Raw genomic sequence first — 25131 nt, forward strand, 5'->3', positions numbered from 1 at the left:
GTTCAATTAGAAAAAGGCTTTACTCCTTCTTGAAGTAAAGCACCCGTAGTTTAAGTGCATTGTTTAAAGAATCTTGTCATAAAGATTGTTGTACAGGAAATGCTTTTCTATCAATTAAAGTATTAAATTGATGTATACAAGCATGATACCTAAGTCTGCAATTACATGGCTAATAATTGGAGCAATAATTGATTTTAATTTATATCTAAAAAAACCCCACATCAACCCTGCTAAAAAGACAGGAAGAACTGCTAAAAGATTAAAAGGAAAACTAAAAATAAAATAAACGGACAGTAAGTGATACAAACTGTAGAAAAATGCAGTAATGGTAATTGAAGTTGTAGCTCCTAATTTACTTTCGAGCTCGCCGTACATAACTTCTCGCCAATATATTTCTTCTAGTATTGGGTTTACGAATATAAGAATGAGAACAAGCCAAAAGACATTAGCACCAGTGAAATTCCACTCAATCAGAAGTTCTCTAAGTTCGGGAAGATTGAAAACAGAGCTTTTTAAGAAATAGACTGTTCCATAAATTGCTGATAAACAAATAAGTCCGCTAATGAATCCAACTAAAATGGACTTGGTATTAACTATGAGTTTCCGCTGATGCCTTTTTCTAAGATTAAATATAGAAAACAATAATAGCCATCCATAGAAAAGTATAAACGTAATTGGAACACTCTTGAAAGTTACTAAGCCCAAAAAAATCATAATTGTTGGACCAAGTAATAGTAGTAGCAGTTTAGACATAACTCCTCCTATGTTTGTATTTTCAAAAAATTATAAATCCATTATAACATTATAGTTATTAACAAATTTGAAAAAGCAGTTTTGAACTTATAATCGATTCAAAACTGCTTTAGATTATCGAATAATAGAGAATTAACTAACCATTAAAAACCATAAGCCTTCTTAAACTAACCTGCCCCTTTAGTTTAACAAGAAAAAGGCTTTACTCCTTCTTGAAGTAAAGCACCCGTTAGTAGAAGAAAAACTAAATGTCACTACTCTTGATTAAAATGCAATAACTTATCTAAGGGTATATCTGATTCTTTGAAACCATATTTCGTTAACATTATTAGTTCTATCGCTTTTTCAGGGTCCTCTTGATAAAACTTTATAATTACTTCACAATGTGCCAATGCTAAGTGTTCTGTAAGCATTCGTGCAAATTCACCCAGTATTTCTCTTAATTTGATTCAAATGATACCCACCTTTTAGTAATCTCAGAAAATTTCTTAGTCGCGGGTGAGGTTGGTTTTCTTATAGCTAATCCAATAGTTCGATAGCTATCACTTTTAAGTGGAATGGCTGTAAAAGAAATTTTTGACTTCGGTATAATCATTTCTGGCAATATACTAATTCCTAGATTATTCTCCACCATGGAGATCACCGAGTATTCATTCATATTTTCGAATCGAATATTTGGGCTAACTTTATTCTCCTTAAATATTTTTTGAATATCATCATAACACTGATATGTTGGCATAATAAAAGGTACATTTTCTATTTGTTGCATTGATACTTGGTTTTCCTTACATAATGGGGATTGGTTAGATACAACACATAAAAGTCGATCCCTCTTCAATTGTACGATTTCAAAGGATTTTTCAAATGATTCAAAGTAAGTATCATTATTAATAAATCCACAATCTAATCTCCCGTTTTGTAACCAGTTCTCAACCTCAGCATAGTTTCCTTCCAGTAATTCGATTTCAATATTTGGAAACTTTTCCTCCATTTTTTTAAGAATACCAGGAATCCAGTTTTTAGAAATACTCGAAAAAACCCCCACTCTTACTATTCCTTTTTGGAACCCATTGATAGCGGCTACTTCCTGCTTCAACAAGTTGTTATAGTATAAAATTTGCCGAACGGTAATTAAAAGCTCCTCTGCATTTTTGGTCAATGTCAAAGTAGAGTGATTGCGATTAAATAAAGGAAAGGAAAACTCTTTTTCCAAACTGCTAATTGCATGACTTACAGCGGATTGGGTGAAACCTAACACTTCTGCAGCTTTTGTAAAACTATTGAGTTCTGCCACTTTGTTAAATATTTCATATTTTGTTAAAGTCACTATGGTCCCCCTTATGAATTTTATTCATGCTTCCATTATATTTCTTCGTTTTATTTAATGCCATAACAAACTTATAATTAGTGCATGCTTTATTATATGACCCTTAATAAGGGATGTATTTTTCATGGAAGGATGAAGTGAAATGCAAAAAATTTTAGTTACAGGTGCTGCAGGTAAGATTGGCCAAGATGTTACAAGGTTCCTAGATAAGCAAGGTAATTACCTGTTACGGCTAGCAGATATTAACTTATCTGCTTTAGAAACTTTTAAAGATACAAATCATGAAATCATATACTTAGATGTTTCTGATTTAGCTGCTTGTCAAGAATTTACGAAAGGTATAGATATAGTTATACACTTGGCAGGTAATCCTTCACCTAATGCTGATTTTTATGGCTCCTTATTAGAAAATCATATAAAGGGAACCTATAATATTTTTAGAGCTGCTAGTGATAATAACGTATCCAAAGTAATAGTTGCTTCAAGTGCTCAAACAATTGAAGGCTATCCTTTGGATTATCAACCACATGCTTATTCCCCCACGAGACCCAAAAATATGTACGGGGTAAGTAAGTGTTTTGTAGAGGCTGTTGCTTCTTATTTTGCTTATGAAGAAGGGTTACAAAGTCTTGCTATTCGTATAGGTGCATATGGTGATTATAATTCATATGGTAAACCACTAACGGCTAGAGATATGAGTGCATACTTAAGCCCAGAAGATTTTATGGACCTTCTCTTAAAGTCGATGACGGCAAAGAACTTACCTCCATTTTCAATTTTACATGGCGTTTCTAACAACAGGTTTAAACGAATTGATATTGAAGGAACAAGAAAGTTAGTTGGTTATAGCCCAAGTTCTGATGCTTTTGTACTAAGTGGTATTAAGTTCTTTGATTCTTGATTATTGATAATGCATATCTAGAAAAGAGATTATATTATTGTTTTTTAGCTTTTGTGTGTTCCATTTTCAATAGCTACAGTTTCTATAATCAATAAATATTCCAATTTCCCCAATAAAGCACACTATTCTTCATTCTCATTTGTGGAACAACTCTATGTTCCACAGATGTTCTTTTCCTTTTCAACATAATAGACACCCCTTTAGACAATCATATCTAAAGGGGTAAAACCAAGCCCTGTTCTGCTAAAGCACTCGTAAGTTGAGTAAGCACTCCTTGATACCCATTAAACAGTTACTCTCTACCGTAGATTTCTGTTCAAATTTATGTTGATTTTTATAAGCTTGTGCACCAATGACTGTCGCTCCCTTACGGGAAGCACACTTAAACCTACACTGATTGTTGCACCCAGCCTCCTATAATAGTAAGAGCCATAGAAAGGTCATTTTCAATGAATGTAGTCATTAAAAGAGCATGTGGTATGATTAAAGGAGCAATTTATCATTATTTTAAAAGTAAAGAAGAAGTATACAATCATACGCTACAGCAACGGAAGATGAGATGATTCAAAAGCTGAAAAATAAATTTTCTACGCTTTACTCTACTACAGAGAAAGTGAATGTGCTTTTTGATATGTATACTTCAGATGAGTGGTTAAAAGAGCCAAAATTAAACAATGTAAGAAATCAACTAGCATTGGACTTCTGGTAGCAGAGCAGAGAATCGAAAAAAATATGAGATTCATAGTGGGCTATTTTACCATTCTTTAAATACCTTTTTACAAGATGGTCAAGAGTGTGGAGAGATCTCAAAAGAATTAAATACTTCCCATGCTGCAAATTTTTTTGGGGGTATGATTGATTGAATTCTTTTTCATGCTTCTATTATGCAACCAGCATTTCCTTTTTCGGAAATAGTGAAGTCATCTAAAGAAATGTATACTACTTTAACAAGGGGTGTTATGAAATGATAACATTTAAGACAATGGAGCATTTAACCTTTAAGGAAGCACACGAACTTTTTACAAGTGGGTTTGAAGGATATTTTACTCCGATGAAGATGCCATTGGATTCTTTTATAGCTCGTTTTGGAAATGATAATTTATCAATAGCAATGTCTGTTGTTATGTTTGATGAGGATAGACCAATAGGATTTGTATTACAAGGCATTCGGGAAGTAAATGGTGAGAAAATTGCTTGGAATGGTGGTACTGGAATTATTCCAGAATACAGAGGAAAGAAACTAGGAACAATCCTAATTGAAAAGGCTCTTGACCTGTTAAATCAGCAAAAAGTAAATATTGCTACATTAGAGGCTCTGTCAATTAATCAACCAGCTATAAAACTATATGAGAAGGTTGGGTATAAAGTAATTGATACGCTGCATTTTTTAGAGGCAGAAGGTGTATTAAGCTATGATGAAAAAATTGCTAGTGAATTTGAATTGAAAAGAATACCTGCACTGCAAGCAGTAAACTCAAGTATTTTCCCAGCTTTAGTACCATGGCAAGTAGACCCTTCTATTACACCAAAGGCCGGTGGAGAGGCAATTATTGCAATGAAGGATAGTGAAGTTCTTGCTGCTTGTTTAGTAAGAGCAAAACAACAATTTGGTAATGAAGCTGAAGGTGTCACATTATTTCAAGCTTTTACTAACAATGAACATACGGATGGAATACGTGCTATTCAAGCTGCACTACAGGAAGGGCTTCATTTTAATCGTTCTATTAAAAGAAATACTTATAATTTGCAAGACAAAATGAAAAATGTCCTCCCGTTTTTAAAAAATAATGGATTTAAAAATACTGATATTTCACAAGTATTTATGACAAAACAATTTATGGATTAACTTGTTGTCTTCCTGTAAAAGATGAGTTAATGCTACTCGGAAACTATATATGTTTCTATTTCTACATGAATACTAGCATGAACATTCTCGCGAATAAATCTTGGATGAAGCCTCCCTAAATTGGACGAACACCCATTAATCGTAAAGAACTATTTAGTCGAGTAGAGATAGCAAGCTCATTATAATCAAATGCTTCTATATCTCTACCTCTCGATGTTCTCCAATATCATTGTTGGTACACAATTTGCAATCAAAAAAGGAAGTATCTTTGTTCGGAACCTATTAATTGACTAATCTGGTCCTTTTCTTTTTTATGTCGCTTTTTGTGTCTAATGCGACATAAAAATGAATGGATTTTTCATTTCTCTTGTTGAACTAAACTGCCGCTTTAGTTCAACAAGAAAAAGCTACCCTTACAGGCAGCCGCTTGTATAATTAAAGCACCCGTTACTTTAATAAGAATGGACTGTTTTTAACTCTCTTCCAATAAAGTTAGCAGGTACAGGGCTTAGTTCTAATTCTCTTGCCCAAACAGAAAGTTGACCAATGTGGTGAATTTCGTGAGTAATTATATGGTGTAATATTTCATCAAAAGTGTATTTATCTTCATCCCAAGAAACACTGACTAATATTTCTTTTAAACCTCCTAAATTTGTTTTTAAAAATTCAGCTATTTCATGTCGTGATTTATCTGAAAGTGATTTAACTTTTTCAAGTGTATTATAATCAGCAAACTGAAATACTACATCTTCTTTGCCTTGAATACCACGAATCCAACTATATTCCACATCAATTATGTGAAAAAGTGTATATAATATATTTTCTACTCCACCCCTACGGTCTTTTAACAAATCTTTAATTGTCAGTTGATTACACCAGTCAAACCATTCATCTCTTACCTGCCAGTTATATTCAAAGAATTTAATCATTGTAAACACTCCAATCTAGCTTATTACATTATATTTCGATGTAAATGCAACTATTTCCTTCTAAACTAATCTGCTTCTTTAGTTCAATAAAAAAAGGCTTTACTCCTTCTTGAAGTAAAGCACCCGTTAGTTGAAGAAGAAAGTTCTAACTTCTGTTTGTATCATCAATTTCAGAGTTTAAAGTACTCTCCCACCAAATATCCTTATTACCGTTTAAATAATTTTTTATCAGATTCCTAAATGGGTAAGGTTGTAAGGTTATAGTATCCAAGTCATCTGCATAGCACCAAAAAAAATTAAGATGAGATTCACTTGATTTTGGGTTAAAACTTGTTGTTAATTCATCGCTTGTAACCTTAAATACTTGATTTATTTCGCAATTTAAAATGCCTTTTTTCTCCCACTTGTGTTCTACTAACCCAAGTAAACTAACCACTGTGCATGATATCCCTAATTCTTCTTCTATCTCTCTTATCAGTGCATCTTTTGCACTTTCGCCAAATTCAATGTGACCACCCGGTAAAAATGTATTTGGATATCCGTTTGCTTGTGCAAGTAAAACCTTATTATCTTTTATAAAGATTCCCCTTGCTAAATGATGAAATGGATTAGGCAAGAAATTCTCCCCCTTACAATATTTTTAGAATTGCATTCGGTACTTATTCTGTATCTCAGTTTAAAAACCTTTAAATTTTGCATGGTTCTTCTTCAACTAACTTGCCGCTTTAGTTCAATAAGAAAAAAGGCTATACTCCTTCTTGAAGTAAAGCACCCGTTAATTGAAGAAGAATAACTCAGTAGCTTGTTAAAAATACCTTCCCTTTGGTTATCTTAGAAGATTCAACAATACCAATAGCCTTTTTTATATCCGACAAGTCATACTTAGAATCTACCATCATCAAGCGTATTTTTTGCTCGTCTATTAGTCTTATTAAATGATTAAAGGTTTCTGACCATTTATTTGCCGAAACACTTTTATTCCAATTCCGCAAATGAAATATATTAGCATTCACTTTTGCTTTATTTACAATATCTGCCCAGTTTACTTGTATCCCTGATAAAAGACCGATGGTTAAAAAGTTCCCATTTGGGTGGACACAAAAAGCCAAGTCATTTCCAGATGAACCTCCAACGGAATCAATAGCAGCATCTGCACCCATTCCATTTGTTAATTCCATAACTGTTTCATAAAGCGAGTCTTTAGAAGTATCTATCACATAAGAAGCACCTAGATGGAGTAAATCTTCTGTATATTTATTATTCCTAGTCACTGCAATCAATCGAAAACCTAAAACCTTCGATAATTGAACAAAAATATGCCCAATAGAAGAACCGCACGCATTAACCAATAAAACATCATTCGGTCTTAATTTTAAAACTTCCGTACAAGTCACCCAGGCTGTAATGGGATTGATATACATCTGTGATGCCGTAAAATCATCAATAGAATCAGGTATAGAAACTGTAAATTCTACTGATGTCTTAACAAATTCTTGCCAAGTGCCTTCCCCACGTAAAGGTAAAACACGTTTACCAATAAGATTAGGGGTAACTAAAGAACCAACATCTTCTACAATTCCAACTCCTTCATAACCGGGGATATTTGGTAATGAAATCCGATGAGAATAAGCCCCTCTAATCGGTATTAAGTCAGAAGGATTGATAGGACATGCTAACATTCGAACAAGGACTTCATTATCTTTTGGCTCCTCAATGCTTTTATCTTCAACTTTTAGAACGTCTTTAGGACTACCGAATTCATAGAATTTAATACATTTCGCATCCAACACTATTAGTCTCCTTAATATAAATCAGATTTATTTAATTATGTCATCTTCAACTAAACTGCACCTTTAGTTGAATAACGTATTACCCACTATGAATTTCAAAGCAAAAACATCCAAATGGTAAATGTTCTTCTTTTAACTCCATTTCTAATTTTGCTATTTTCATCATCCTAGGTAAAATCTCCCTTAAAGAGTCCTTATATTCTTCAAGTGCCTTTTGATATGAAACAATATCGTTATCTTTACATAATGGATATAGTATGGCACCTAGCCTCACATCATTAAGTGCTCTAGGGGTATCTATTGGTTCAAGACAATCTAAGATATGCATCTCTTGGTCTTTCTCATCAAACCAATCTCTACATTCTATATAAAACATGAATTCCTCGAATTCAATTTGCATATCTACTTCCTCATTTTTATAGAATGGTGTAATCCTAATGTATTCGGTAGTTAAATCAGAACTAATAATCTCATCTAATATTCCTTTTAACTCAGTAATGGTTGGGTAAAGTCTATATTTTCCATTGTAGTAAACAGTGTTATTGTAAACTATTTCGTTAATTTCCCCTTCGTCTTTCCCTATCATTTTCATCGCCTCCTTTATTGCATATTTAAGCCCACTTCTTATTGAACTCAACTGCCTCTTTAGTTCAATAAGAAAAATGCTTTACTCCTTCTTGAAGTAAAGCACCTCGTTACTTGAAAAAGCTATTTTGCATTTTCTGCAATCCTTTTTAGTTCTTTTGCACGAGAATTTATAAACCTTGTCATATAATTTTCTAAAAATAATTTGTCAGTAACCCTACCAATAAGACGAAAAGGTGATTTATACTCAAATGTATCAATCATTTGAGTGCCACCTTTTTCTTCTATGAATTGATGTGTATGCGTAAAAGAACTAAATGCCCCTTTTACCATAATATCAACAAACACAGTAGACTTTTTCATATGAGTTACTTTTGCCGTTAGCCTTTGTTTAATACCAAAATGAATAGCTTCCCAAGTAACAGTATCTCCCTCTTCTAATAACCCCTGCGTAACCCCATCCACAGCTTTTTCCATAGTTTTAGCAGTAGTTATAGTGTGTATATCTACGTTTCTTGCAAGGTCAAAGCATACAACCACAGGTGCTTGTATAAATTGCTTGTTCTTAATAATAGGCATTTGCATTCTCCTTTGTAAGAACGTATTTTCATGTTCCTTATTCAACTGCTTTAGTTTAAGTGTAACATTTCACATTGCATATCTGAGATCAATTTAATATTTTGGACATAAAAATAGACCATCAAAATGATGGCCATATTTTGCTAAAGCACCCGTTAGTGCAATAAATTATTCAACTTCGTTTGATTTTCGTTTTAGTAAAACCTCGTTTTCATACGCTTCGCCCCAGTCCCTCATTGAAAAGATAATTGGCTTTAATGTTTCACCAAAATTGGTTAGCGAATATTCCACTTTAGGTGGTATTTCACGGTAAACTTCACGATGAATAATGCCATCTTTTTCTAGTTCTCGAAGCTGTAACGTTAGCATACGTTGCGTTGTTTTCGGTAATAGTCTACCTAATTCATTAAATCGTTTGTGGCCAGAAGTTAAGTGATATAAAATTAGCCCCTTCCATTTTCCTCCTATGACATCGACGGTTACCTCCACTGGGCAAGGGTACGTATCCTCATTGATTTCTTTCTGTATATTGCTCATATCGTCACTCCTATTTTGGTTAGTATAAAAAATGTACTAAGGCACAAAATGTATAGTACCAAACAAAAATGTGCGTACTTTTCAACTTATCATATATAAAGTACCATAGATTTTGCAAGTATTAAAAGTTAATCGAAGAACAACAGAGTAACCAATCGAGGAGCCGAGACATGAGATTGTATCTTATTTCCCTTCGATATCTCTTCAAAATAGAAAGGAAATGATCAAATGAAAGCATGGCAAAAACAAGGTGTCGGATTAGAAAATTTAAAATTAGTTGATATGGAAAAACCAACACCAGGACCAAAACAAATTTTAATTAAGGTAAAGGCAGTATCACTAAATTTTCGTGATAAATCAATTATAGACGGCGATTATTTACCAGATTTAATGAGCAAACCATTTATTCCTGTATCGGATGCAGTTGGTGTTGTCGAGAGCATTGGTGCAGAAGTAACACAGTTTAATGTAGGGGATCGTGTTGTTTCACATCTTTATACGAAATGGGTAGATGGGGCACCAAGTGAAGATTATGCACCAACAGCAGTAGGGGGACCAAATGATGGTGGGCTTTCAGAATATATGCTATTAGAAGAATATGCAGCGGTCATGGCTCCAGCGAATTTAACAGATGAAGAAGCCTCAACACTACCAATTGCTCCATTAACAGTATGGTTTTCATTAGTCGAATACGGCAAAATCAAAGCTGGTGATACAGTACTTGTTTTAGGTACTGGGGGCGTGTCGGTTTTTGCGATTCAAATGGCTTCTGCGTTAGGTGCACGAGTAATTGTGACAACAAGCAGTGATGAAAAAGGTGACCGAGTAAAAAAATTAGGTGCAAAAGAAGTCATCAACTATGTGAAGACACCTGATTGGGAACAAGAAGTATTAAAACTAACAAATGGCAAAGGTGCACAGCATATTTTAGAGGTTGTCGGTGGAGATAGTATTAATCGCTCAATCGAGGCGCTTGCACTTCAAGGACATATTTATATCATTGGGTTCCTGAAAAGCATGATGGCAGAAGTGAATCTATTTAAATTATTAGCCAAACAAGCACAGATTCATGGCATCTATGTAGGTCACCGCAAAGCTTTTAATGACATGAACAAAGCCTTTAATGAACTAAATATTCATCCAGTGATCGATACAGTGTACTCATTCGATGAGGCTATCAAAGCGTACGAGCATCTAGGTCATGGGGCTTTTGGAAAAATTGTCATTAAAGTTTCTGAATAAGTCAAAGGAAAGATAATAACAATCTTTCCTGAGTTGTCATGAAACTCTGATTCATTAACGAAGAATGCTTCCCTTATGATTAAAGATTGGAATTTCGAACTATCTATTGAAATAAAGCAACGATAAAAGTGAAAATGCACTTTTACCGTTGCTTTTTCATTTGTTTAATTTTAGATTGTACACTCGCTTTCTCTGTTCCCAAACGCGTTATATCCTGAACGGTAAGAATAAAGTTGTTTAAGTAAATACTCGACTCTTAAAGTAAACTGCAGCTTTTGAAAGGGTTGCCAAAGCAACCCGGATATTCAACTAAAGCACCCGTTAGTGGAAGAAGAAACAGAAAGGTAATCTTCCATAATCGTGCCCGATTGTGGAATAACTTTATCTACTATACGATGTCCAAATTCTATATATATCTTTACCTTCTACCCCAATCTTATCTCTATGCATTGTAACATTTACTTTCGTGTATCTGGCCCATTGTGGTATTAGTTCCTTTAAACAATCAATTACCTTTACATCAGGAGTTGCATAACCGATATTTTCTTTTCTCAAAAAGCCATTTGAGAAATCTTGATATAATGAGTCCGTCCATTCATAAACTTCAAACTGAGAATCAAAAATCCGTTCATCTTCTTGATATTGTCCGTTAACCCAGTATATTTCCATAACAATGCCTCCTCCTAATGAATGTAGCGTTCCATAACACCATGTCCTATAAAGACAAAGACACTTTCCTAGTTTTCCGGGAAAGCCCGGATTGTGGTTGACTAAAGCACCCGTTAGCTGAAATTATTTATATATTTCTTCTTCTAATTTTTCAATTCTATCTCTCAACTTTTTATTCTCTTTTTTTACTTCATAAGAGTTATAAAACGCCCCCGCGGCAAGGGAAAAAGCAAACCATGCCCATAACCAATCCATTAAAAATCCCCCTCTATATTTTCTGAAAAGTCCATTATCTTATTGTGCTAACCTGCTTCGTTGAAAGAAAAGAGAGGTGTAATAATAGCTCTACATTTCACTAAAGCACCCGTTAGTGAAATAAGCACTTTATCTTTTGTTAAACTTTATGGTCGAATTGAGAAGAAACTCACCCTGTTCACTAGAAGTTATCGATATGAAACTTTTATAACTCTCTTTCGTAAATAAATAGTTAACAACTTCGATGGAGGTAACCTACATGAGAGATATTTTTAAAGGAATACTAGCAGTAATCATAGCCTTAGCTTTATGGGATGGAATTAAATACATATGGAATCTTCTTTTTTAAACACCGAAAAAACAACCTATCTTTGGTTGTTTTTTTTCTGTTTATATAAATGTTATAAGAAAGATCTTTACTCCTTCTTGAAGTAAAGCACCCGTTTGTTGAGTAAGCCGTTTAATCTTAAAATCCAAACTTACCTTACTAACCATTCATAATTTCCATTTATTTTATTTCTAATACGACTTTTTCTGTTTTACCATCCCAGGAAAATTCCGCCACAATAATTTCATCTTCTTGCACCCTTGCTCCGAGTTGAATATTGGTTTCTTCGAGAATTCCTCTATCTTTGAAACTCGCCCCTGTCCCTGTATGTTCACTCCTAGATATGCTAGTAGATACTACGTAGTCGAATGAATTCGGGCTCTCCCCTTCACCGATATAGTCTATAATATAGCACTTGACCAGAATCCCCGTTGTCAACCACTGAATACTTCACTAGCCAATTGTCACTTTCACCTTCAAAATGCAAGGTCCCACCGCCGAAAACGGCACAACCAGCAAGTAGCAAGAACAAGAACAAGAATCCCATCGCAATCTTTTTACTAATATAAATCGCTTTCATAATTCTACCCCCTTTTTTTCTTATAGAACTAATCTGCTGTTTACTTTAATACGAATGAAACAAATAGAGGTTCCAATTTTAAATAAATTTTCCATTTATAATAAGCATAAATCCATTTTTCTTGTTCAACTAACCTGCCGCTTTAGTTCAATAAGAAAAAGACTTTACCCCATCTTGAAGTAAAGCACCCGTTAGCCATCCATGCAGCACAAAAAAATGCTGCACCACAGAAAATGAAAATGGTTAGGAAGTGTTATATACTGATACTAACCTTAATCCAGTCAACCGTATCCATAGACTTATTTACGCTCTCCTCTTTTTTTTAACGATTAAGTAGGGGTCTTCTTAATATTGTCATTTTTCATTTCTTAAAGAACTAATTTTCATGGGAGTTGAATAAGAGCAGAGACGTTTCTTCACCATTCGCGTCCGTTTGAACAAGTACACCTTATAGTTGTGTCAAACTAATTCCTTCTCCATTGTCCAGTAACTCTCATACCAGCCAACATGAACATATCCGAATTGTTCGTAAAAGCGACAAGCTGGATTTCTTGGGTCTACACTTAAACATAATTTCTGATACCCAAATTTTTTTGCTTCCGTTTCGAGCACGCTCAATAAAGCATTTCCAATTCCTTTACCCCGAAATTCTTTAAGGATAGCAATTACGATTTCTGGCGTTTCATCATCACCATAGCCCTTGCGTTCTTTATTAAATAGACGCAACCAAATGGCACCAATCGATTGTTCATCTTTTTCCGCAATCAATCCAATATCACCGCTCTGTTCCCCCCATCCATCCACATATTTTGAGACAGATGGTTCGTCTAATATGGTTCGTGGGAAAGGATTTTGTCCTTCTGGTACAAACGCGGACTCATACACCATATCTCGCAAGAAGGGGATATCGTGACTTTCAAGACTTCTTATTTCGAAATTCATAGGATTTATCACCTGACCTTTGTAGTTTGCCCTCCATTGAAATTTTCTACATCCCTCCTACCAAGATAATTATAAATCAAAATCTGGACTCGATTAAACCAACCTGACCCCGTTAATTTAACAAAAAAATGCTCTACTCCTTCTTAAAGTAAAGCACCCGTTAGTTGAAGAAGAAAAAGTATTAAAAAAAAATTTTCTAACTGTTCAAAACTATTTCCCGCAAAAATAATCAATGTTTGAGTGAACATAATATCCAGACACAAGGGCTTTCCCACCGCTAAAAAAATGGAAAGATTCTGACTCACCATCACTGTTTTCAAATGTACCTCGATGTTCAATTGAGAACTCCATTTCTTGTGTACCTTCTCTTCTTGATTGGTTGATTTCCTTAAGTACCTTATTAATGGTTTTTTGTTCCTCAATCTCAATCGTCTCACCACTTATACATTCAATTGTGAGTTTAACCATTTCACCATCTATTAAGGGTTCGCTGTAATTGTTACAAGCACCCAAGAAAATAATACAAAAACAATATAGTAACCTTCTTTTCATTAATTCACCTCCCATGGTTTACCAGCTTATTGAACTAAACTGCGTTTTAGTTCAATAAGAAAAAAGCTCTACTCCTTCTTGAAGTAAAGCACCCGTTAGCCATCCATGCAGCACAAAAAATGCTGCACCACAGAGAATGAAAATGGTTAACCTTAATCCAGTCAGCCGTAATCCATAGACTTATTTACGCTCTCCTCTTTTTTTAACGATTAAGTGGGGGTGTTCTTAGTATTGTCATTTTTCATTTCTTGAAGAACTAATTTTCATGGGAGTTGAAGAAGGAAATAGTTAATTCCCTAGCTTCACATAGTAGCTTGATTTAGTTTATGTTCTTCTATCAAGTCAATGTTTCTACCGTTATTCGTGTAATCCTGTAAATAAGAACCGATATTAGCATACATTTCAACATTTTGTAACTCTGATATTGGTAGCCATGTAACATCTATTTGATTCGTATCTGGATTTTTTGGAAATTTTGGAGTGGTGTGGTTTTTTATTTTGCATTCAAACATCATAACTAATGTATGAATTTTTCCAAATTTTTCAAGATTTAGATGTGGTGTATATTCATAAACAAAAGCTAAAGGACCTACTTCTACATCTATACAGGCTTCTTCTTTGGCTTCTCTTATAACTGCATCAGTAATAGATTCATTTGGTTCTGTACCACCAGCAGGTAAATCATAGACGATGCCTCTTATCGGGTCATTATATACCGTTAATAATATTTTATTATTTTCTATGATAATTGCACCTGCTCGTACTCTGATATGAAACTGCATTCAATATCACCTCATATAAAAAATTTCAATTTGATAGATTATATCGATGAAAATGCACTCGATTAATTTATTTAATTCTACGTTAAATACTGAAATCCTTTATTTGTTCTTATTCAACTAAACTGCCGCGTTAGTTTAAGTGAAAACCTTCACAATCTTATTCAAATATTAACATAATCATCCAATTTGGTTCCATCTATTTTTAAATAAATTAATAATTACAAGATCGGATCTCCTGATATCCTTTTCTCCAACTCGGTTGAAAACTACCTTTTTTTCCTTTAATTCATCCTATTTGCTCGATATTCCGTCGTTTTTGCGTTAATCCTTCTTGTAGCAACCCCACCGTAGTTTATAAACTCATTATTTCTACATAAATAAAATTGCACTGACCGAATGGGGCAGTGCAACAATATCACTCACGTAATCCATGATTCAAATGAAACCAAAGGAGCCAATCACTGGTTCAATACCGTAAAATGGCTAAATATAGGGGTTTTTATTCCTGTCTCAAAAAGGGTAGTCAGTGCCGCCCGATAACGAAAGGTGTTTTACTTATTTCTTTATATTAGGTTAGTGTTTTTCTTCCTTATTCATCTATTACTTTTTATAAACTGAGATTCCTTTAACATATGTCTCTTCTACATTAATATGTTCAATTTCAACTGGTGAGATTTCCAAAATGTCATTATTGAGAATTATAAAATCTGCTTGATAACCTGATTTTAATTGGCCAATATTTGGAATGCGAGTGATTTGTTGTGCACCACGCGTATATAATTCAATAGCTGTTTCTACATCTATCTTTTCTGATTGGCCTGTATCAGTGCCATCATAGGCAACTCTTGTTACAGCAGATTTAATACCAATAAAAGGATTCACTGGGTCTGCCCATGCAGTAGCTGGTGCATCAGAAGAAAATGCAACTGGTATACCTGCTTCTAGCATTTTATTAATAGGATAGGTTGTTTTTGTACGCTCGATTCCTAAATTCTTCAAATAACTTTCAATTTCTGCATATAGGAATATAGGTTGTGGAACAAAAGCAATTCCCATTTCAGCAGCTCGTTCTATTGCTTGAGCGGTAGGCATGGCTGCATGTTCAATTCGAATGGATGGACCATCTTGTATCCAACTTTCCATTCCATAAAACGTATTTACGATTAAATCTATCGCCTGTTCGCCCATTGCATGCACTACCAATTGAACACCATGTTGTTTAGCATATTCCATAGCTTCCAATAGCTCATCTTCGGAAGTGGTTGCGATTCCGTAGTTATCTTCATCACCTAGAAATGACGGATTGATCCAAGCAGTTCTTCCTGATACACTTCCATCTGCAAATAGTTTCACACCTCCGATATGAATAGGTTGTTCGCGATTAGTGTTTTCCTCATTCAATATAGGATTCACCTTTAAATCATGCCACATATAGTAAAGAACCACGTTATGGCTTAAACCTTTTTCTCTAGCTAGAGTATAGATATCTACATAGTCCATAGGTTTGTTGCTAGCCATCAGATCCGTGATTGCTGTAATACCATGTGCATATAAAGACTTTGTCAGTTCAGCAAGTCTAGTAGCGTTCTCTTCCATAGAAAGCTGAGGCATTTTATCTAGCACTAATAATCTAGCACTCTCTCGTAACACACCCGTTGGTTCGCCGTTCATGTCTCGATCGATTTTACCTCCTGCAGGATCAGATGTATGCTTATTTATTCCTGCGATTGCAAGTGCTTTACTATTCACAGAAATGATATGACCACATGTACGTGTAATAACAATTGGCTTGTCTATAGAAACCTGATCTAAATCATGTCGATTCGGTGTACGTCCCTCTTCCAATTTCCCTTCATCGTAACCCCAACCTTCAATCCATTCTTCGTCAATCATTTTTGCTAATTCTTTTATCATATCCCCTATGGAGTATACTAATGGAGGAGTACATGCAATTTGTTTAGAAGAATTCGCTAGTAAAAGAGGATGCATATGTGCATCGATAATTCCCGGTATAACTCGACGATTTTGTAAATCAATTATCTCCCCTTGAAAATCTACGATTTCATCTTGATCACCACCTATCCACTCAATTATTCCATTATCAATAATCATTGCATTCGCATATTTTTGATTCGTATCAGATGTGAAAATTTTACCATTCTTAAACATTACTTTTGTCATTTCCAAGGTGTAAGTCTCCTTTTTCATGTTAATATATATTATTTTGCCTCTACAGAATGAATCGGATTAGAGGTTTTGCTTTTGTGAACATATTTATATAGAACGCTTCCAAATATAAATCCAAAAATGGCTGGTATTAACCAACTAAAACCATTTGCACTCAACGGAAGTTTTGCGATCATGTTAGTTAAAAATGGAATAGTTAACCCTAAAGAGTTGACCGTTTCAAAAAGACTTACGATGAACGTTAATAAAATGGCTCCTTGATATGATCCTGGGTTTGGAACAAATTTGCGGAAAGTTCCTAAAAATACTAATACAATTGCTACCGGATAGAGTGCAGTAAAGATCGGCATTGTATAAGTGACAATAGCACCAACGCCAGTTGAACCTATTACAATACCAACAATACAAACTATCGCAACCCATAGACGATATCCAAGTTTCTTTTTGGTTAAATCATTCAAAAAATCAGCGATTACAACAATCACTCCTATGGCAGAAGTTAAGCAAGCTAGTGCAATTGCTACCGCCAGAGCAATGGAACCAAAACTACCAAGTGAAATATCTATTAAACTGGATACTAATGCAGTGTCTTCAATACCTGGTTGAAAAAAGCCACTTCCTGAAGCTCCAAGAAATAATAATCCCCCATACACAACTAATAATCCTAAACCAGCGATTAGCGTTCCAGTTAAAGCCATCGAACGGGCTTGCTTTCCTTTATAACCAAAAGCCGCTATTGCTGCTATAAAAATAGGTGCACAAAAAATTCCAGTTACTACATCGCCTGTTTGATAAGCACTAATAAACGCATTAGAGAAAGCATTTTGTATTTCTGTTTTCACCGGTACACCAATTGGATCCAAAATACCTTTTCCAACAATAAACAATAGTATAATTACTAGCAAAGGTGTGAGTATTTTGCCTATTTTATCAATAACATTCGATTTATCCATAGCAAAATAAAAGCTAATAGCAAAAAACACAATAATCGTCAATAAGGAAGGAACCTTTGGAAATAACTGATGAACCCCAAGCTCATGTGTTGTTGCAGACATTCGTGGAATAGTCACGAGCATTCCAATGCCAACCATCAATAACAAGTTAAAGACTTTATAAAACCATGGACTAATGGGTCTCGTTAAATCCTCAAATTTCCCACCTGCATTTAATATGGCAACCACCGCTAAAAGAGGAAAAACAATACCAGTAATACAAAAACCTATTAATGCTAATACCCATTCAGTTCCCGAAACATTTCCAATGGAAGGTGGGAATATTAAATTTCCAGCACCAAAGAAAATGGCAAATAATGCAAACCCTACTATTAGACTGTGTTGAGTAGATTTTTTCATTTCTTTTCCCCTCTTTCTATCTACTATTTATCTTCTTTCGATTTGAAAGCCCTTACAAAAATACTTTCCAATCATTTAGACAAAACATAAATAATATAATATTTTGTTTCTTTTATATTAATTAATATTTCTAAATAAAAAAAGGAGGTAAATTTTTCACCCCCTCGTAAAAATATTTTTACCTCAACTCGTATTTTTCCATTTTATATTTTAATAGTTGTTTCGAGAGACCTAACCTTCTAGCTGTTTCTGCAAGTTTATCTCCAGTATTTTTTAGTTCTCTCACGATTAAACTTTTTTCATATTCTTCTACTTTATCTTTTAGATTGATTTTATGATCCGAAAGAGTTATTTTCTCCATTACACCTAAATAATTCCTTATTTTCACTGGTATATCATCCAATTTAATATCTTTTGAACTTGCATTATTGTACGCAGTTTCTATCGCATTTTTAAGTTCTCTCACATTCCCTGGCCAATTATATTGTTGAAAAGCATGTAGGACCTCATCATCTACCTTGTCAATTTTAATTTGCATGTGACGATTATAAAATTCGATATAATAATAAATAAGTGCCTCGATATCCTCTTTCCGTTCAGACAATGGTGGTAAATCAAATTGAAAAACACTTAACCGATAATACAAGTCTTCACGTAATAATTTGTCTTTCATTAATTTATCTGTATTTTCATTTGTGGCCGCGATTACACGAATATTCAAATGAATATCCTGTTTACCGCCAACTCTTCGAATGAGTTTGTCTTCGATTACTCTCAATAATTTAGCTTGAAGTTTAATATCTAACGCACTAATTTCATCTAAAAAGATAGTTCCACCGTTTGCTTGCTCTAACATTCCAGTAATATTAGGCGTAGTAGATAGATGATCTTTTTCTGTTCCGAATAATATATGTTCCAAAAAAGTTGATGGAATTTCACTAGCATTTATAGAGATAAACGGTTGTGCATAGCGATTACTTAAATTGTGAATAGACTGCGCAACAATTTCCTTACCAGTCCCCGTATCCCCAGTTATCAATATCGTGGAATCAGTACTAGCAACTTTATTAATTTTTCTCTTTATTTCATCCATTACATTGCTTTGCGAAATAAGGTTATCGATTGTATATATGGTGTTGTTTTTTCGATATATTTTATGACTAGCAAATTGCTCAAGTAATTGTATATTTTCTTTCTGATAGTAGTGCTTCGAAAACTCTATAGCTCCTACGATCGAGACTCCATTATGAATAGGGAAGGTAGAACTTCTAGATGTATATGTAAATCCATTATTGGATGTTAGTTCTTGTTCGGTATTCCATATAGGTTCGCCCGTTTTTAAAACAGACATTAAAGTACTTTTTTCAATTGGTAAGTTTTTATAAAAGGACGTTACGCTTTTTCTTAAAAACTCTTCTGGTTTAAGCCCAAGTTGCTTCAAAATATGTAAATCTGCTAAATCGTAGAAAATTGTTATCCCATGTTCATCAACCACTAACACATTATCATACTCAGATAAATGTTCGAGTTCTTTGAATTTCATGTATTCATCGACCCTTTCTTTCTAAAGCAACAAAATTTTAAAATCTAATCCTGAGTTCCATTTTTACTTTTTTCGTTTATAACCATTAAAAACCCCTATTCAAATAGTTTATAATTGCTCAAATATATTGTTCCATTTCTTCTTGTTACTTGAAAATCCAATTTCCAACTTCTTCATATACCGTATCTTTAGAAGTCTATGGAGTAAATGTATATATAACATCCTATTCAGAAAGAGTAGCATCTAATAAATAACGAAATTTACTTATCGCTATTATCTTTAAACAGAAATGCTGCCCTTTTATATTAGTTAATGTTACTTTTCAATTATCATGTATTCTTTAATCCCAACAGTTGAAGATTACTTCACCGATTGAACGGGGTTGCCAATAAGCTGCCTGTCTCAACTCAACTTCTTCTAAATCATGTTTCTTTTTGAAGAATGGTAAATTTAATTCTTTTTTTGTAAGGACAGTATAATATTCATTGAAGCCTTTCGTGAATGCTGGCAAATCCGTAAATTCAATAACAATATGTTCACATTTATTAGCGAAGGCAAGATAGGGGTAGTACTCATTTAAAAGGATATAAAATAACTCTCCCTTTAAACGAATATGAACTTTAAAGTAATTAAGTGGATAGAGAGGAACCTCAAATTTAAGAACTTCTCCTTTATCATCTCTCAATACTTCATAACAAATTTTTTTAAATTGTTGTCCGTCTATCATTTCCTCCGTATTATCGATAAATCCTGTAATGCCTTTCGGGAGTATCAATAAAATCACCTCTTTAGCTATTTTTCCTTCCTCAATTATTGCCTAAGCTTATTAAACAATCACGCCCATTTGTGGAATATCAAGGTATAAAAAAATCTTAACTAAATGTCATCATATCTCGTTCAACCAAGAAAGAAGGTCTTTATGTTTAAATGTATTATCCGCGTCTGAAATAGTCTGAGGAAGAAGAATATCAATGGAATCCGTTAATGAGTTTAGAGCCTGTTGTACAGCACCATTCTCAAAATGATCTAATGGCTCAGGTAACTCATCCTCGTCTAATATAAAGTAGTCCCCATTAGGAAGAACCATAATATCAATAACCAAATCCTCAAAGGATACCGACTTATCTGTTTTATATGTATTTTTCACGATATTAAAATAGGAGCCTAAATAGTTACCTTCATTATCTCTCCATATATATAAATTATATGGACGATCTTCCCAGTAATATGCGATTGTATAACTCCCTTTAGGAATAGTTAATTTTGTTTGGTTTGCTATCATAGTAAAGGTATCTATTATTTTGTGAAAAAGCACGAAATATTGATTTTGTGCTTTTAACAGTGTACAGCTATGTTCTACAACTGTAGTGTCATAACATATTTTTCTTTCTATTATTTTATCCCGTCTTTGAATCATTGATTTACTTAAATTGTCCATCTTTTTATTTTCTCCTTTCTTTCAAACGTTTTCCACATTTAATAAGTGTAACATCTATAAAAGCATAAAATGTTTCTTTATTATTGATCTTAGGGAATCTAAGTTTCCAGAATATAAACCGATTGTTAAAAAAGTTAAAAGATACTTTTCAACTAACCTGCTTCTTTAATTGAAGAAGAAAAAGGCTTTACTCCTTCTTGAAGTAAAGCACCAGTTAGTGCAACAAGAACTCAAATTTATGAAAAGTTATACCAGCCGGAAATTTTCCGACTCAAGTATGTTTAACCAGTTATGAACTAATGCGTTAAATACATCGTTTTGTTCGATTTGTAGGTTGTGACCAGCCATATCAAGCACTGCAAAAGTTGCCCTTGGGTAATCTTCAATCAGTTTCCACGCATCGTGATATCCGACTACATTGTCTTGACGTCCTGTGATAATTAGCGTGGGATACTCAAGTTTAGATGAAATATCGAAGGTTAAGCCATATCCATTTTGACGTATTTGTTTTAAGAATTCATTATTTGCTCGTTTAGAAGGAAGTAAAATTTCATTTCGAAACCTCTCCCATTCAGTTTGACCTTGCACTACCCCCATGGAGCAAAACTCATCAGCATCTTCTGGTGACAAATGCGATATCAAGTTGCTGTCTCTTTTTAGAACGGTCTGCTGTGGTACGATTCTTTCATCGAATTCAGGTATTGTCATTGGTGCCATCAGTAGTAATCCACGAACTGTGTCCTGCCGTGAACGGACTATGCCTCTGGCAATGTACCCGCCATATGAAATACCACAAATAATAAACCGTTGACCAGGGATAATCTCGTCCAAAAGACGCAATATCACTTCTAAAATATCATCAGAGTTCTGAATAGATTGTTGTGACTCGGAATGCCCCATACCTGGTAAGTCTATGTATATTCTCTTCCAACTGCTTCGTTTTTCGAATAACGGTTCCATTGCATGTAACATCACTTGATGGTCAAGTGTCCAACCATGCAACATAATAATGGGATATCCTTCTCCAATTACTTTATGGTAAATAGACATGTATTTGTTTCCCCTTTCCCTTAACAAATCTAAAATATTATTACTAACCCACTACGTTAATCGAACATGAGATGCCCTTTTCCTATTTAAGTAAAGCCCAGTTAGCTTAATAAAAAAACATCTCAAGTTATTTAAAATTACTTGGAATTTTAACGAGAACATAATCTTTAGTCCACATTTGAGTAGTGGCAATTAATCTTTTTCCATCTTTTTCAAAGAACAGACCAGCACCATCTTTTTCTTTATATTCCCAACCATTTGAACCAATCATTTGTTTTATATTTTCATCTGACATCCTACTACTGTATAACATTATTCAATAGTTTATTTTATCTGGTCCATACTGATCCCAACCATTATAACCTCTATATTCATACTTTAAAAACCCATGGGGATTTACTTCATGGATATTTAAAACAATGACAGCTTTTGTAGGTTCTGCAGTATAGAAATAAGCTAAACTATCGACTGCTTTTCCACCATTATCAATGTAATAATGCAAATATAAGCTTGTATCACTCGATTTTATCTCGTTGCTGCTACCAGTTATTTGGATTGTTTCTCCAGCTTTTAGACTTTTTATCGTTCCTACCTCTATAAAATCCGACTGATTGACGCTATATGAAAATATAAGATCAGGTAGACTTTGATTACTCAAATTATTTACCTCAATAGTAACTCCTTTATCATATTTTCTATACTCTCCTTGAGCTTTCATTTCCCAAAAGTAAAAAAACAAATATACACATATTACATTCATAACTATAGCCAATATAATAAGAAGAGCTATATATCTTTTTTTCAAAATAACACCTCTTCCTTATTTAGATTACAACCAAAAACAGCCTAAGCCATTAAATTCAATTTGTTCTTATAAGTAATGCTTAAAATTCATTTGTAAAGTGTATTGCTAAGTCTTTATGCCCCATTATTTCCCAGTCTCTGAACGTCTTTATAATAATAGCTTCTTCAATCAACTCATGATAGTAGCCATATTCATTATATTTAAGGAAATTATTTACCTAGATTTGTTACTTCATCGTTAATTATTTCCTTTATTTCATCGTTCCCAATTGCTCCAATATGAAATGTATTGAAATCACCCCAGTAAAGTAGCCTAAATGAAACACCGTTATTAAGTTCAATCTCTAAAAATAGACGAGTACCTTCTAGCTTTCCTTCATCTATTAATGACTGTACATCCTCTAATTTCAAATCATCAAATGTGGCAAGGAACTTATCCTTAGAAGACTGTGAGAATGTATGCATTCTCTTGCCATCTTCGGTGCTTTGAATATAGATATTCTTCACCAACTTATCCAGAGGGTAAAGTTCTCCTGCCGTTTTCGCCTTTTTATTTGTGTTGGCTACATATACAACATCATTTGCAGCAACTACCAAGGAAGTTGGATATCCTTTTATTTCATAAATGATTGTTCCTTCTTTTAAAAACGCCGCATCACCATTTTGCATCTTGTGATTACTACATGCACTATCAGCCATCTCATATGTCACCTTACCAATTTCTCCGCCTTTTTCAATCGTTATAGGAAGATTTTCATTCGCTGGTTCTGGAAAATGATGCTCGTATTTTATATCATCAATCATCAGCATATCCACCCATTCAATTTCTGCATCAGGACAGCCTTTAAGAGATATGGAGTTACTACAAGCAGATAGCAACATAGCAAATAACTGAAATAAATATCATTTTTTTAAAAATTTTCATCATAACACCTCCTAATTATTAGACCCTTATCTTTAATATAAGTTGCAAAAATTTTTAAATATTTGAATTATACCTTCTTTAACCAACCTGCAGCGATTATAGAGAATTTCAGTTATTCTATAGTTTTCAATAGCTTCATCACCAGTTAGAAAGTGAGTCATATCTTGATAAATACCAATGGAAATAATTTTAGAAAATACTAAAAAACTAAAATACTCAGCAGCCTGGTTCATTAAGAATATAAATAAAAAGTGTTCCAACGTTAGCAATAGTTGGGACACTTTTATTTAGTATATTACTATTCAGTTGCCTCTTCATGAGAGCGTTTATTTCCTTTATAGATAAAATATAAGCTAATAATCATAAACAGTAAAGCTAACAAACGTTTCATATCAAGTGTAATGATTAAACTGTTAAACCAACCAAAATGGTCAATTACAACCCCAATCATTAGTTGTCCTGTGATAACAGTAATACTGGTTGCAATAACTCCTATTTTTTGAACTGCAAAGACATTAAACAAAAGAAATAATACTCCTAAAAATACCGCACTTAATTGCCAAACAGGTGCTTTGAAGATGGCAAATATATCTCCTTGTCCAAAGAAGAGAATAAGGATAGCTAAAAACATAGAACCAGTTAAAAAGGTTAGGAAAGTTGTTTCAATTGTTCCTGCTTTCCGGCTAAATGTACCATTTATAGCTGATTGTGCACTCAATGTGATCCCACCAAGTAAAGTAAAAAGAATCATAAATATACTCAATTTTTAAACCTCCTAGTTAACTAAAATAAGCGCGATAACCATTGATATCACAGCAAATATTTTTTCCTTATTAATTTTGGCTTTCTTACTTCCGAGCCAACCATAATGCTCAATAATCATACTCATTAATAATTGACCTAGAATAACAGCAACCATCGTTATTCCAACACCAACAAACGGAACACTAATGACAATAGCTGTTAAATATACGACTCCTAATGCACCACCAAGTAGAGTCCATTTTGGCGCTTCAACTACATGTGATATTTTACCTTTACCAAAAAATATCCATAGTAGACCAAGAATAATCGAACCCATAAAAAAATTATAAAAACTGGTTTCTAGCTTCCCTATGTTTTTACCTAGCTCAGCATAAATAGCACCTTCAAAGCTAAGGGCTACTCCTGCAAATAACGCAAATATATATGCAATATAACGCATATTTTAACTCCTCCGAACGTTTCGTTGTATT

The 25131-nt window shown here is 33.8% G+C and carries 30 protein-coding genes; 4 read left to right on the forward strand and 26 right to left on the reverse strand.

What is annotated here, in order from left to right:
• Positions 1–114: 114 nt before the first annotated feature.
• The 3 genes from MHI40_RS09790 to MHI40_RS09800 form a co-directional block, all read right to left on the reverse strand.
• Positions 115–753: a CPBP family intramembrane glutamic endopeptidase gene (locus MHI40_RS09790; protein ID WP_340762475.1), complete on the reverse strand. Its 639-nt coding sequence runs from the start codon at positions 751–753 to the stop codon at positions 115–117.
• Between the two features lie 254 nt (positions 754–1007).
• Positions 1008–1166: a hypothetical protein gene (locus MHI40_RS09795; protein WP_340762476.1), complete on the reverse strand. Its 159-nt coding sequence runs from the start codon at positions 1164–1166 to the stop codon at positions 1008–1010.
• Between the two features lie 26 nt (positions 1167–1192).
• On the reverse strand, positions 1193–2080 hold the full coding sequence (locus MHI40_RS09800; protein WP_340762477.1) for a LysR family transcriptional regulator: 888 nt from the start codon (positions 2078–2080) through the stop codon (positions 1193–1195).
• Positions 2081–2222: 142 nt separating this feature from the next.
• Here MHI40_RS09800 and MHI40_RS09805 point away from each other — a divergent pair, with 142 nt between their 5' ends.
• From MHI40_RS09805 to MHI40_RS09810, 3 genes are all read left to right on the forward strand, one after another.
• Positions 2223–2981, forward strand: coding sequence for an NAD-dependent epimerase/dehydratase family protein (locus MHI40_RS09805; RefSeq protein ID WP_340762478.1), 759 nt, complete (start codon positions 2223–2225; stop codon positions 2979–2981).
• 449 nt (positions 2982–3430) lie between these two features.
• A complete protein-coding gene (locus MHI40_RS23415) occupies positions 3431–3544 on the forward strand; it encodes a TetR family transcriptional regulator (protein ID WP_445678322.1) in 114 nt (37 codons plus the stop codon).
• A 401-nt stretch (positions 3545–3945) separates the two neighbouring features.
• Positions 3946–4827, forward strand: a complete 882-nt coding sequence (locus tag MHI40_RS09810) for a GNAT family N-acetyltransferase (RefSeq protein ID WP_340762479.1) — start codon at positions 3946–3948, stop codon at positions 4825–4827.
• A gap of 452 nt (positions 4828–5279) precedes the next feature.
• Here MHI40_RS09810 and MHI40_RS09815 read toward each other — a convergent pair whose 3' ends face one another.
• The 6 genes from MHI40_RS09815 to MHI40_RS09840 form a co-directional block, all read right to left on the reverse strand.
• Positions 5280–5756 carry a DinB family protein gene (locus tag MHI40_RS09815; protein WP_340762480.1) on the reverse strand — a complete coding sequence of 159 codons (477 nt, stop codon included), beginning with the start codon at positions 5754–5756 and terminating at the stop codon, positions 5280–5282.
• 145 nt (positions 5757–5901) lie between these two features.
• Positions 5902–6372: an NUDIX domain-containing protein gene (locus tag MHI40_RS09820; protein WP_340762481.1), complete on the reverse strand. Its 471-nt coding sequence runs from the start codon at positions 6370–6372 to the stop codon at positions 5902–5904.
• A 178-nt stretch (positions 6373–6550) separates the two neighbouring features.
• On the reverse strand, positions 6551–7543 hold the full coding sequence (locus MHI40_RS09825; protein WP_340764464.1) for a zinc-dependent alcohol dehydrogenase family protein: 993 nt from the start codon (positions 7541–7543) through the stop codon (positions 6551–6553).
• Positions 7544–7625: 82 nt separating this feature from the next.
• A complete protein-coding gene (locus MHI40_RS09830) occupies positions 7626–8132 on the reverse strand; it encodes a hypothetical protein (RefSeq protein WP_340762482.1) in 507 nt (168 codons plus the stop codon).
• Between the two features lie 122 nt (positions 8133–8254).
• On the reverse strand, positions 8255–8710 hold the full coding sequence (locus MHI40_RS09835; protein ID WP_340762483.1) for an SRPBCC family protein: 456 nt from the start codon (positions 8708–8710) through the stop codon (positions 8255–8257).
• Between the two features lie 168 nt (positions 8711–8878).
• The gene (locus MHI40_RS09840) at positions 8879–9247 is read right to left on the reverse strand and encodes a winged helix-turn-helix transcriptional regulator (protein ID WP_340762484.1); all 369 of its coding nucleotides are present in this window, start codon (positions 9245–9247) and stop codon (positions 8879–8881) included.
• 228 nt (positions 9248–9475) lie between these two features.
• On the opposite strand from MHI40_RS09840, the gene MHI40_RS09845 reads away from it, so the two are divergent.
• On the forward strand, positions 9476–10489 hold the full coding sequence (locus tag MHI40_RS09845; protein ID WP_340762485.1) for a zinc-dependent alcohol dehydrogenase family protein: 1014 nt from the start codon (positions 9476–9478) through the stop codon (positions 10487–10489).
• Between the two features lie 381 nt (positions 10490–10870).
• On the opposite strand, the gene MHI40_RS09850 is transcribed toward MHI40_RS09845, so the two are convergent.
• From MHI40_RS09850 to MHI40_RS09930, 17 genes are all read right to left on the reverse strand, one after another.
• Positions 10871–11158, reverse strand: coding sequence for a hypothetical protein (locus MHI40_RS09850; RefSeq protein ID WP_340762486.1), 288 nt, complete (start codon positions 11156–11158; stop codon positions 10871–10873).
• A 123-nt stretch (positions 11159–11281) separates the two neighbouring features.
• Positions 11282–11413 carry a hypothetical protein gene (locus tag MHI40_RS09855; protein WP_340762487.1) on the reverse strand — a complete coding sequence of 44 codons (132 nt, stop codon included), beginning with the start codon at positions 11411–11413 and terminating at the stop codon, positions 11282–11284.
• Positions 11414–12129: 716 nt separating this feature from the next.
• Entirely contained in the window at positions 12130–12321 is a 192-nt protein-coding gene (locus tag MHI40_RS09860) for a hypothetical protein (protein ID WP_340762488.1), read from the reverse strand.
• Positions 12322–12780: 459 nt separating this feature from the next.
• Positions 12781–13263, reverse strand: coding sequence for a GNAT family N-acetyltransferase (locus MHI40_RS09865; protein WP_340762489.1), 483 nt, complete (start codon positions 13261–13263; stop codon positions 12781–12783).
• Between the two features lie 210 nt (positions 13264–13473).
• A complete protein-coding gene (locus tag MHI40_RS09870; RefSeq protein WP_340762490.1) occupies positions 13474–13815 on the reverse strand; it encodes a hypothetical protein in 342 nt (113 codons plus the stop codon).
• A gap of 302 nt (positions 13816–14117) precedes the next feature.
• A complete protein-coding gene (locus MHI40_RS09875) occupies positions 14118–14597 on the reverse strand; it encodes an NUDIX domain-containing protein (RefSeq protein WP_340762491.1) in 480 nt (159 codons plus the stop codon).
• A 600-nt stretch (positions 14598–15197) separates the two neighbouring features.
• Positions 15198–16778, reverse strand: coding sequence for an amidohydrolase (locus tag MHI40_RS09880; protein ID WP_340764466.1), 1581 nt, complete (start codon positions 16776–16778; stop codon positions 15198–15200).
• Positions 16779–16816: 38 nt separating this feature from the next.
• Positions 16817–18136, reverse strand: coding sequence for a branched-chain amino acid transport system II carrier protein (brnQ, locus tag MHI40_RS09885; RefSeq protein WP_340762492.1), 1320 nt, complete (start codon positions 18134–18136; stop codon positions 16817–16819).
• 178 nt (positions 18137–18314) lie between these two features.
• Entirely contained in the window at positions 18315–19679 is a 1365-nt protein-coding gene (locus tag MHI40_RS09890; protein WP_340762493.1) for a sigma-54 interaction domain-containing protein, read from the reverse strand.
• 340 nt (positions 19680–20019) lie between these two features.
• The gene (locus MHI40_RS09895) at positions 20020–20454 is read right to left on the reverse strand and encodes a hypothetical protein (RefSeq protein WP_340762494.1); all 435 of its coding nucleotides are present in this window, start codon (positions 20452–20454) and stop codon (positions 20020–20022) included.
• A gap of 111 nt (positions 20455–20565) precedes the next feature.
• The gene (locus MHI40_RS09900) at positions 20566–21117 is read right to left on the reverse strand and encodes a DUF402 domain-containing protein (RefSeq protein ID WP_340762495.1); all 552 of its coding nucleotides are present in this window, start codon (positions 21115–21117) and stop codon (positions 20566–20568) included.
• A 246-nt stretch (positions 21118–21363) separates the two neighbouring features.
• The gene (locus MHI40_RS09905) at positions 21364–22167 is read right to left on the reverse strand and encodes an alpha/beta fold hydrolase (protein WP_340762496.1); all 804 of its coding nucleotides are present in this window, start codon (positions 22165–22167) and stop codon (positions 21364–21366) included.
• Between the two features lie 127 nt (positions 22168–22294).
• A complete protein-coding gene (locus tag MHI40_RS09910) occupies positions 22295–22462 on the reverse strand; it encodes a hypothetical protein (protein ID WP_340762497.1) in 168 nt (55 codons plus the stop codon).
• A 21-nt stretch (positions 22463–22483) separates the two neighbouring features.
• On the reverse strand, positions 22484–22972 hold the full coding sequence (locus tag MHI40_RS09915) for a hypothetical protein (RefSeq protein WP_340762498.1): 489 nt from the start codon (positions 22970–22972) through the stop codon (positions 22484–22486).
• 209 nt (positions 22973–23181) lie between these two features.
• On the reverse strand, positions 23182–23775 hold the full coding sequence (locus MHI40_RS09920; RefSeq protein ID WP_340762499.1) for a hypothetical protein: 594 nt from the start codon (positions 23773–23775) through the stop codon (positions 23182–23184).
• A gap of 419 nt (positions 23776–24194) precedes the next feature.
• Complete coding sequence (locus tag MHI40_RS09925) at positions 24195–24659, reverse strand: DMT family transporter (protein WP_340762500.1); 465 nt, start codon at positions 24657–24659, stop codon at positions 24195–24197.
• Positions 24660–24671: 12 nt separating this feature from the next.
• The gene (locus MHI40_RS09930; RefSeq protein ID WP_340762501.1) at positions 24672–25100 is read right to left on the reverse strand and encodes a DMT family transporter; all 429 of its coding nucleotides are present in this window, start codon (positions 25098–25100) and stop codon (positions 24672–24674) included.
• Between the last annotated feature and the right edge of the window lie 31 nt (positions 25101–25131).

This window comes from Psychrobacillus sp. FSL H8-0510 (assembly GCF_038008345.1).
Lineage (GTDB): Bacteria > Bacillota > Bacilli > Bacillales_A > Planococcaceae > Psychrobacillus > Psychrobacillus psychrotolerans.

What these genes read in the sequence shown, in the direction of transcription:
- MHI40_RS09790 (WP_340762475.1), bottom strand. Translation starts at nt 753, where the DNA reads ATGTCTAAACTGCTACTACTATTACTTGGTCCAACAATTATGATTTTT.
- MHI40_RS09795 (WP_340762476.1), bottom strand. Translation starts at nt 1,166, where the DNA reads ATGCTTACAGAACACTTAGCATTGGCACATTGTGAAGTAATTATAAAG.
- MHI40_RS09805 (WP_340762478.1), top strand. Translation starts at nt 2,223, where the DNA reads ATGCAAAAAATTTTAGTTACAGGTGCTGCAGGTAAGATTGGCCAAGAT.
- MHI40_RS23415 (WP_445678322.1), top strand. Translation starts at nt 3,431, where the DNA reads ATGAATGTAGTCATTAAAAGAGCATGTGGTATGATTAAAGGAGCAATT.
- MHI40_RS09810 (WP_340762479.1), top strand. Translation starts at nt 3,946, where the DNA reads ATGATAACATTTAAGACAATGGAGCATTTAACCTTTAAGGAAGCACAC.
- MHI40_RS09815 (WP_340762480.1), bottom strand. Translation starts at nt 5,756, where the DNA reads ATGATTAAATTCTTTGAATATAACTGGCAGGTAAGAGATGAATGGTTT.
- MHI40_RS09830 (WP_340762482.1), bottom strand. Translation starts at nt 8,132, where the DNA reads ATGATAGGGAAAGACGAAGGGGAAATTAACGAAATAGTTTACAATAAC.
- MHI40_RS09835 (WP_340762483.1), bottom strand. Translation starts at nt 8,710, where the DNA reads ATGCCTATTATTAAGAACAAGCAATTTATACAAGCACCTGTGGTTGTA.
- MHI40_RS09840 (WP_340762484.1), bottom strand. Translation starts at nt 9,247, where the DNA reads ATGAGCAATATACAGAAAGAAATCAATGAGGATACGTACCCTTGCCCA.
- MHI40_RS09845 (WP_340762485.1), top strand. Translation starts at nt 9,476, where the DNA reads ATGAAAGCATGGCAAAAACAAGGTGTCGGATTAGAAAATTTAAAATTA.
- MHI40_RS09850 (WP_340762486.1), bottom strand. Translation starts at nt 11,158, where the DNA reads ATGGAAATATACTGGGTTAACGGACAATATCAAGAAGATGAACGGATT.
- MHI40_RS09855 (WP_340762487.1), bottom strand. Translation starts at nt 11,413, where the DNA reads ATGGATTGGTTATGGGCATGGTTTGCTTTTTCCCTTGCCGCGGGGGCG.
- MHI40_RS09860 (WP_340762488.1), bottom strand. Translation starts at nt 12,321, where the DNA reads ATGAAAGCGATTTATATTAGTAAAAAGATTGCGATGGGATTCTTGTTC.
- MHI40_RS09865 (WP_340762489.1), bottom strand. Translation starts at nt 13,263, where the DNA reads ATGAATTTCGAAATAAGAAGTCTTGAAAGTCACGATATCCCCTTCTTG.
- MHI40_RS09870 (WP_340762490.1), bottom strand. Translation starts at nt 13,815, where the DNA reads ATGAAAAGAAGGTTACTATATTGTTTTTGTATTATTTTCTTGGGTGCT.
- MHI40_RS09875 (WP_340762491.1), bottom strand. Translation starts at nt 14,597, where the DNA reads ATGCAGTTTCATATCAGAGTACGAGCAGGTGCAATTATCATAGAAAAT.
- MHI40_RS09880 (WP_340764466.1), bottom strand. Translation starts at nt 16,778, where the DNA reads ATGACAAAAGTAATGTTTAAGAATGGTAAAATTTTCACATCTGATACG.
- brnQ (WP_340762492.1), bottom strand. Translation starts at nt 18,136, where the DNA reads ATGAAAAAATCTACTCAACACAGTCTAATAGTAGGGTTTGCATTATTT.
- MHI40_RS09890 (WP_340762493.1), bottom strand. Translation starts at nt 19,679, where the DNA reads ATGAAATTCAAAGAACTCGAACATTTATCTGAGTATGATAATGTGTTA.
- MHI40_RS09900 (WP_340762495.1), bottom strand. Translation starts at nt 21,117, where the DNA reads ATGGACAATTTAAGTAAATCAATGATTCAAAGACGGGATAAAATAATA.
- MHI40_RS09905 (WP_340762496.1), bottom strand. Translation starts at nt 22,167, where the DNA reads ATGTCTATTTACCATAAAGTAATTGGAGAAGGATATCCCATTATTATG.
- MHI40_RS09910 (WP_340762497.1), bottom strand. Translation starts at nt 22,462, where the DNA reads ATGTCAGATGAAAATATAAAACAAATGATTGGTTCAAATGGTTGGGAA.
- MHI40_RS09920 (WP_340762499.1), bottom strand. Translation starts at nt 23,775, where the DNA reads ATGATTGATGATATAAAATACGAGCATCATTTTCCAGAACCAGCGAAT.
- MHI40_RS09930 (WP_340762501.1), bottom strand. Translation starts at nt 25,100, where the DNA reads ATGCGTTATATTGCATATATATTTGCGTTATTTGCAGGAGTAGCCCTT.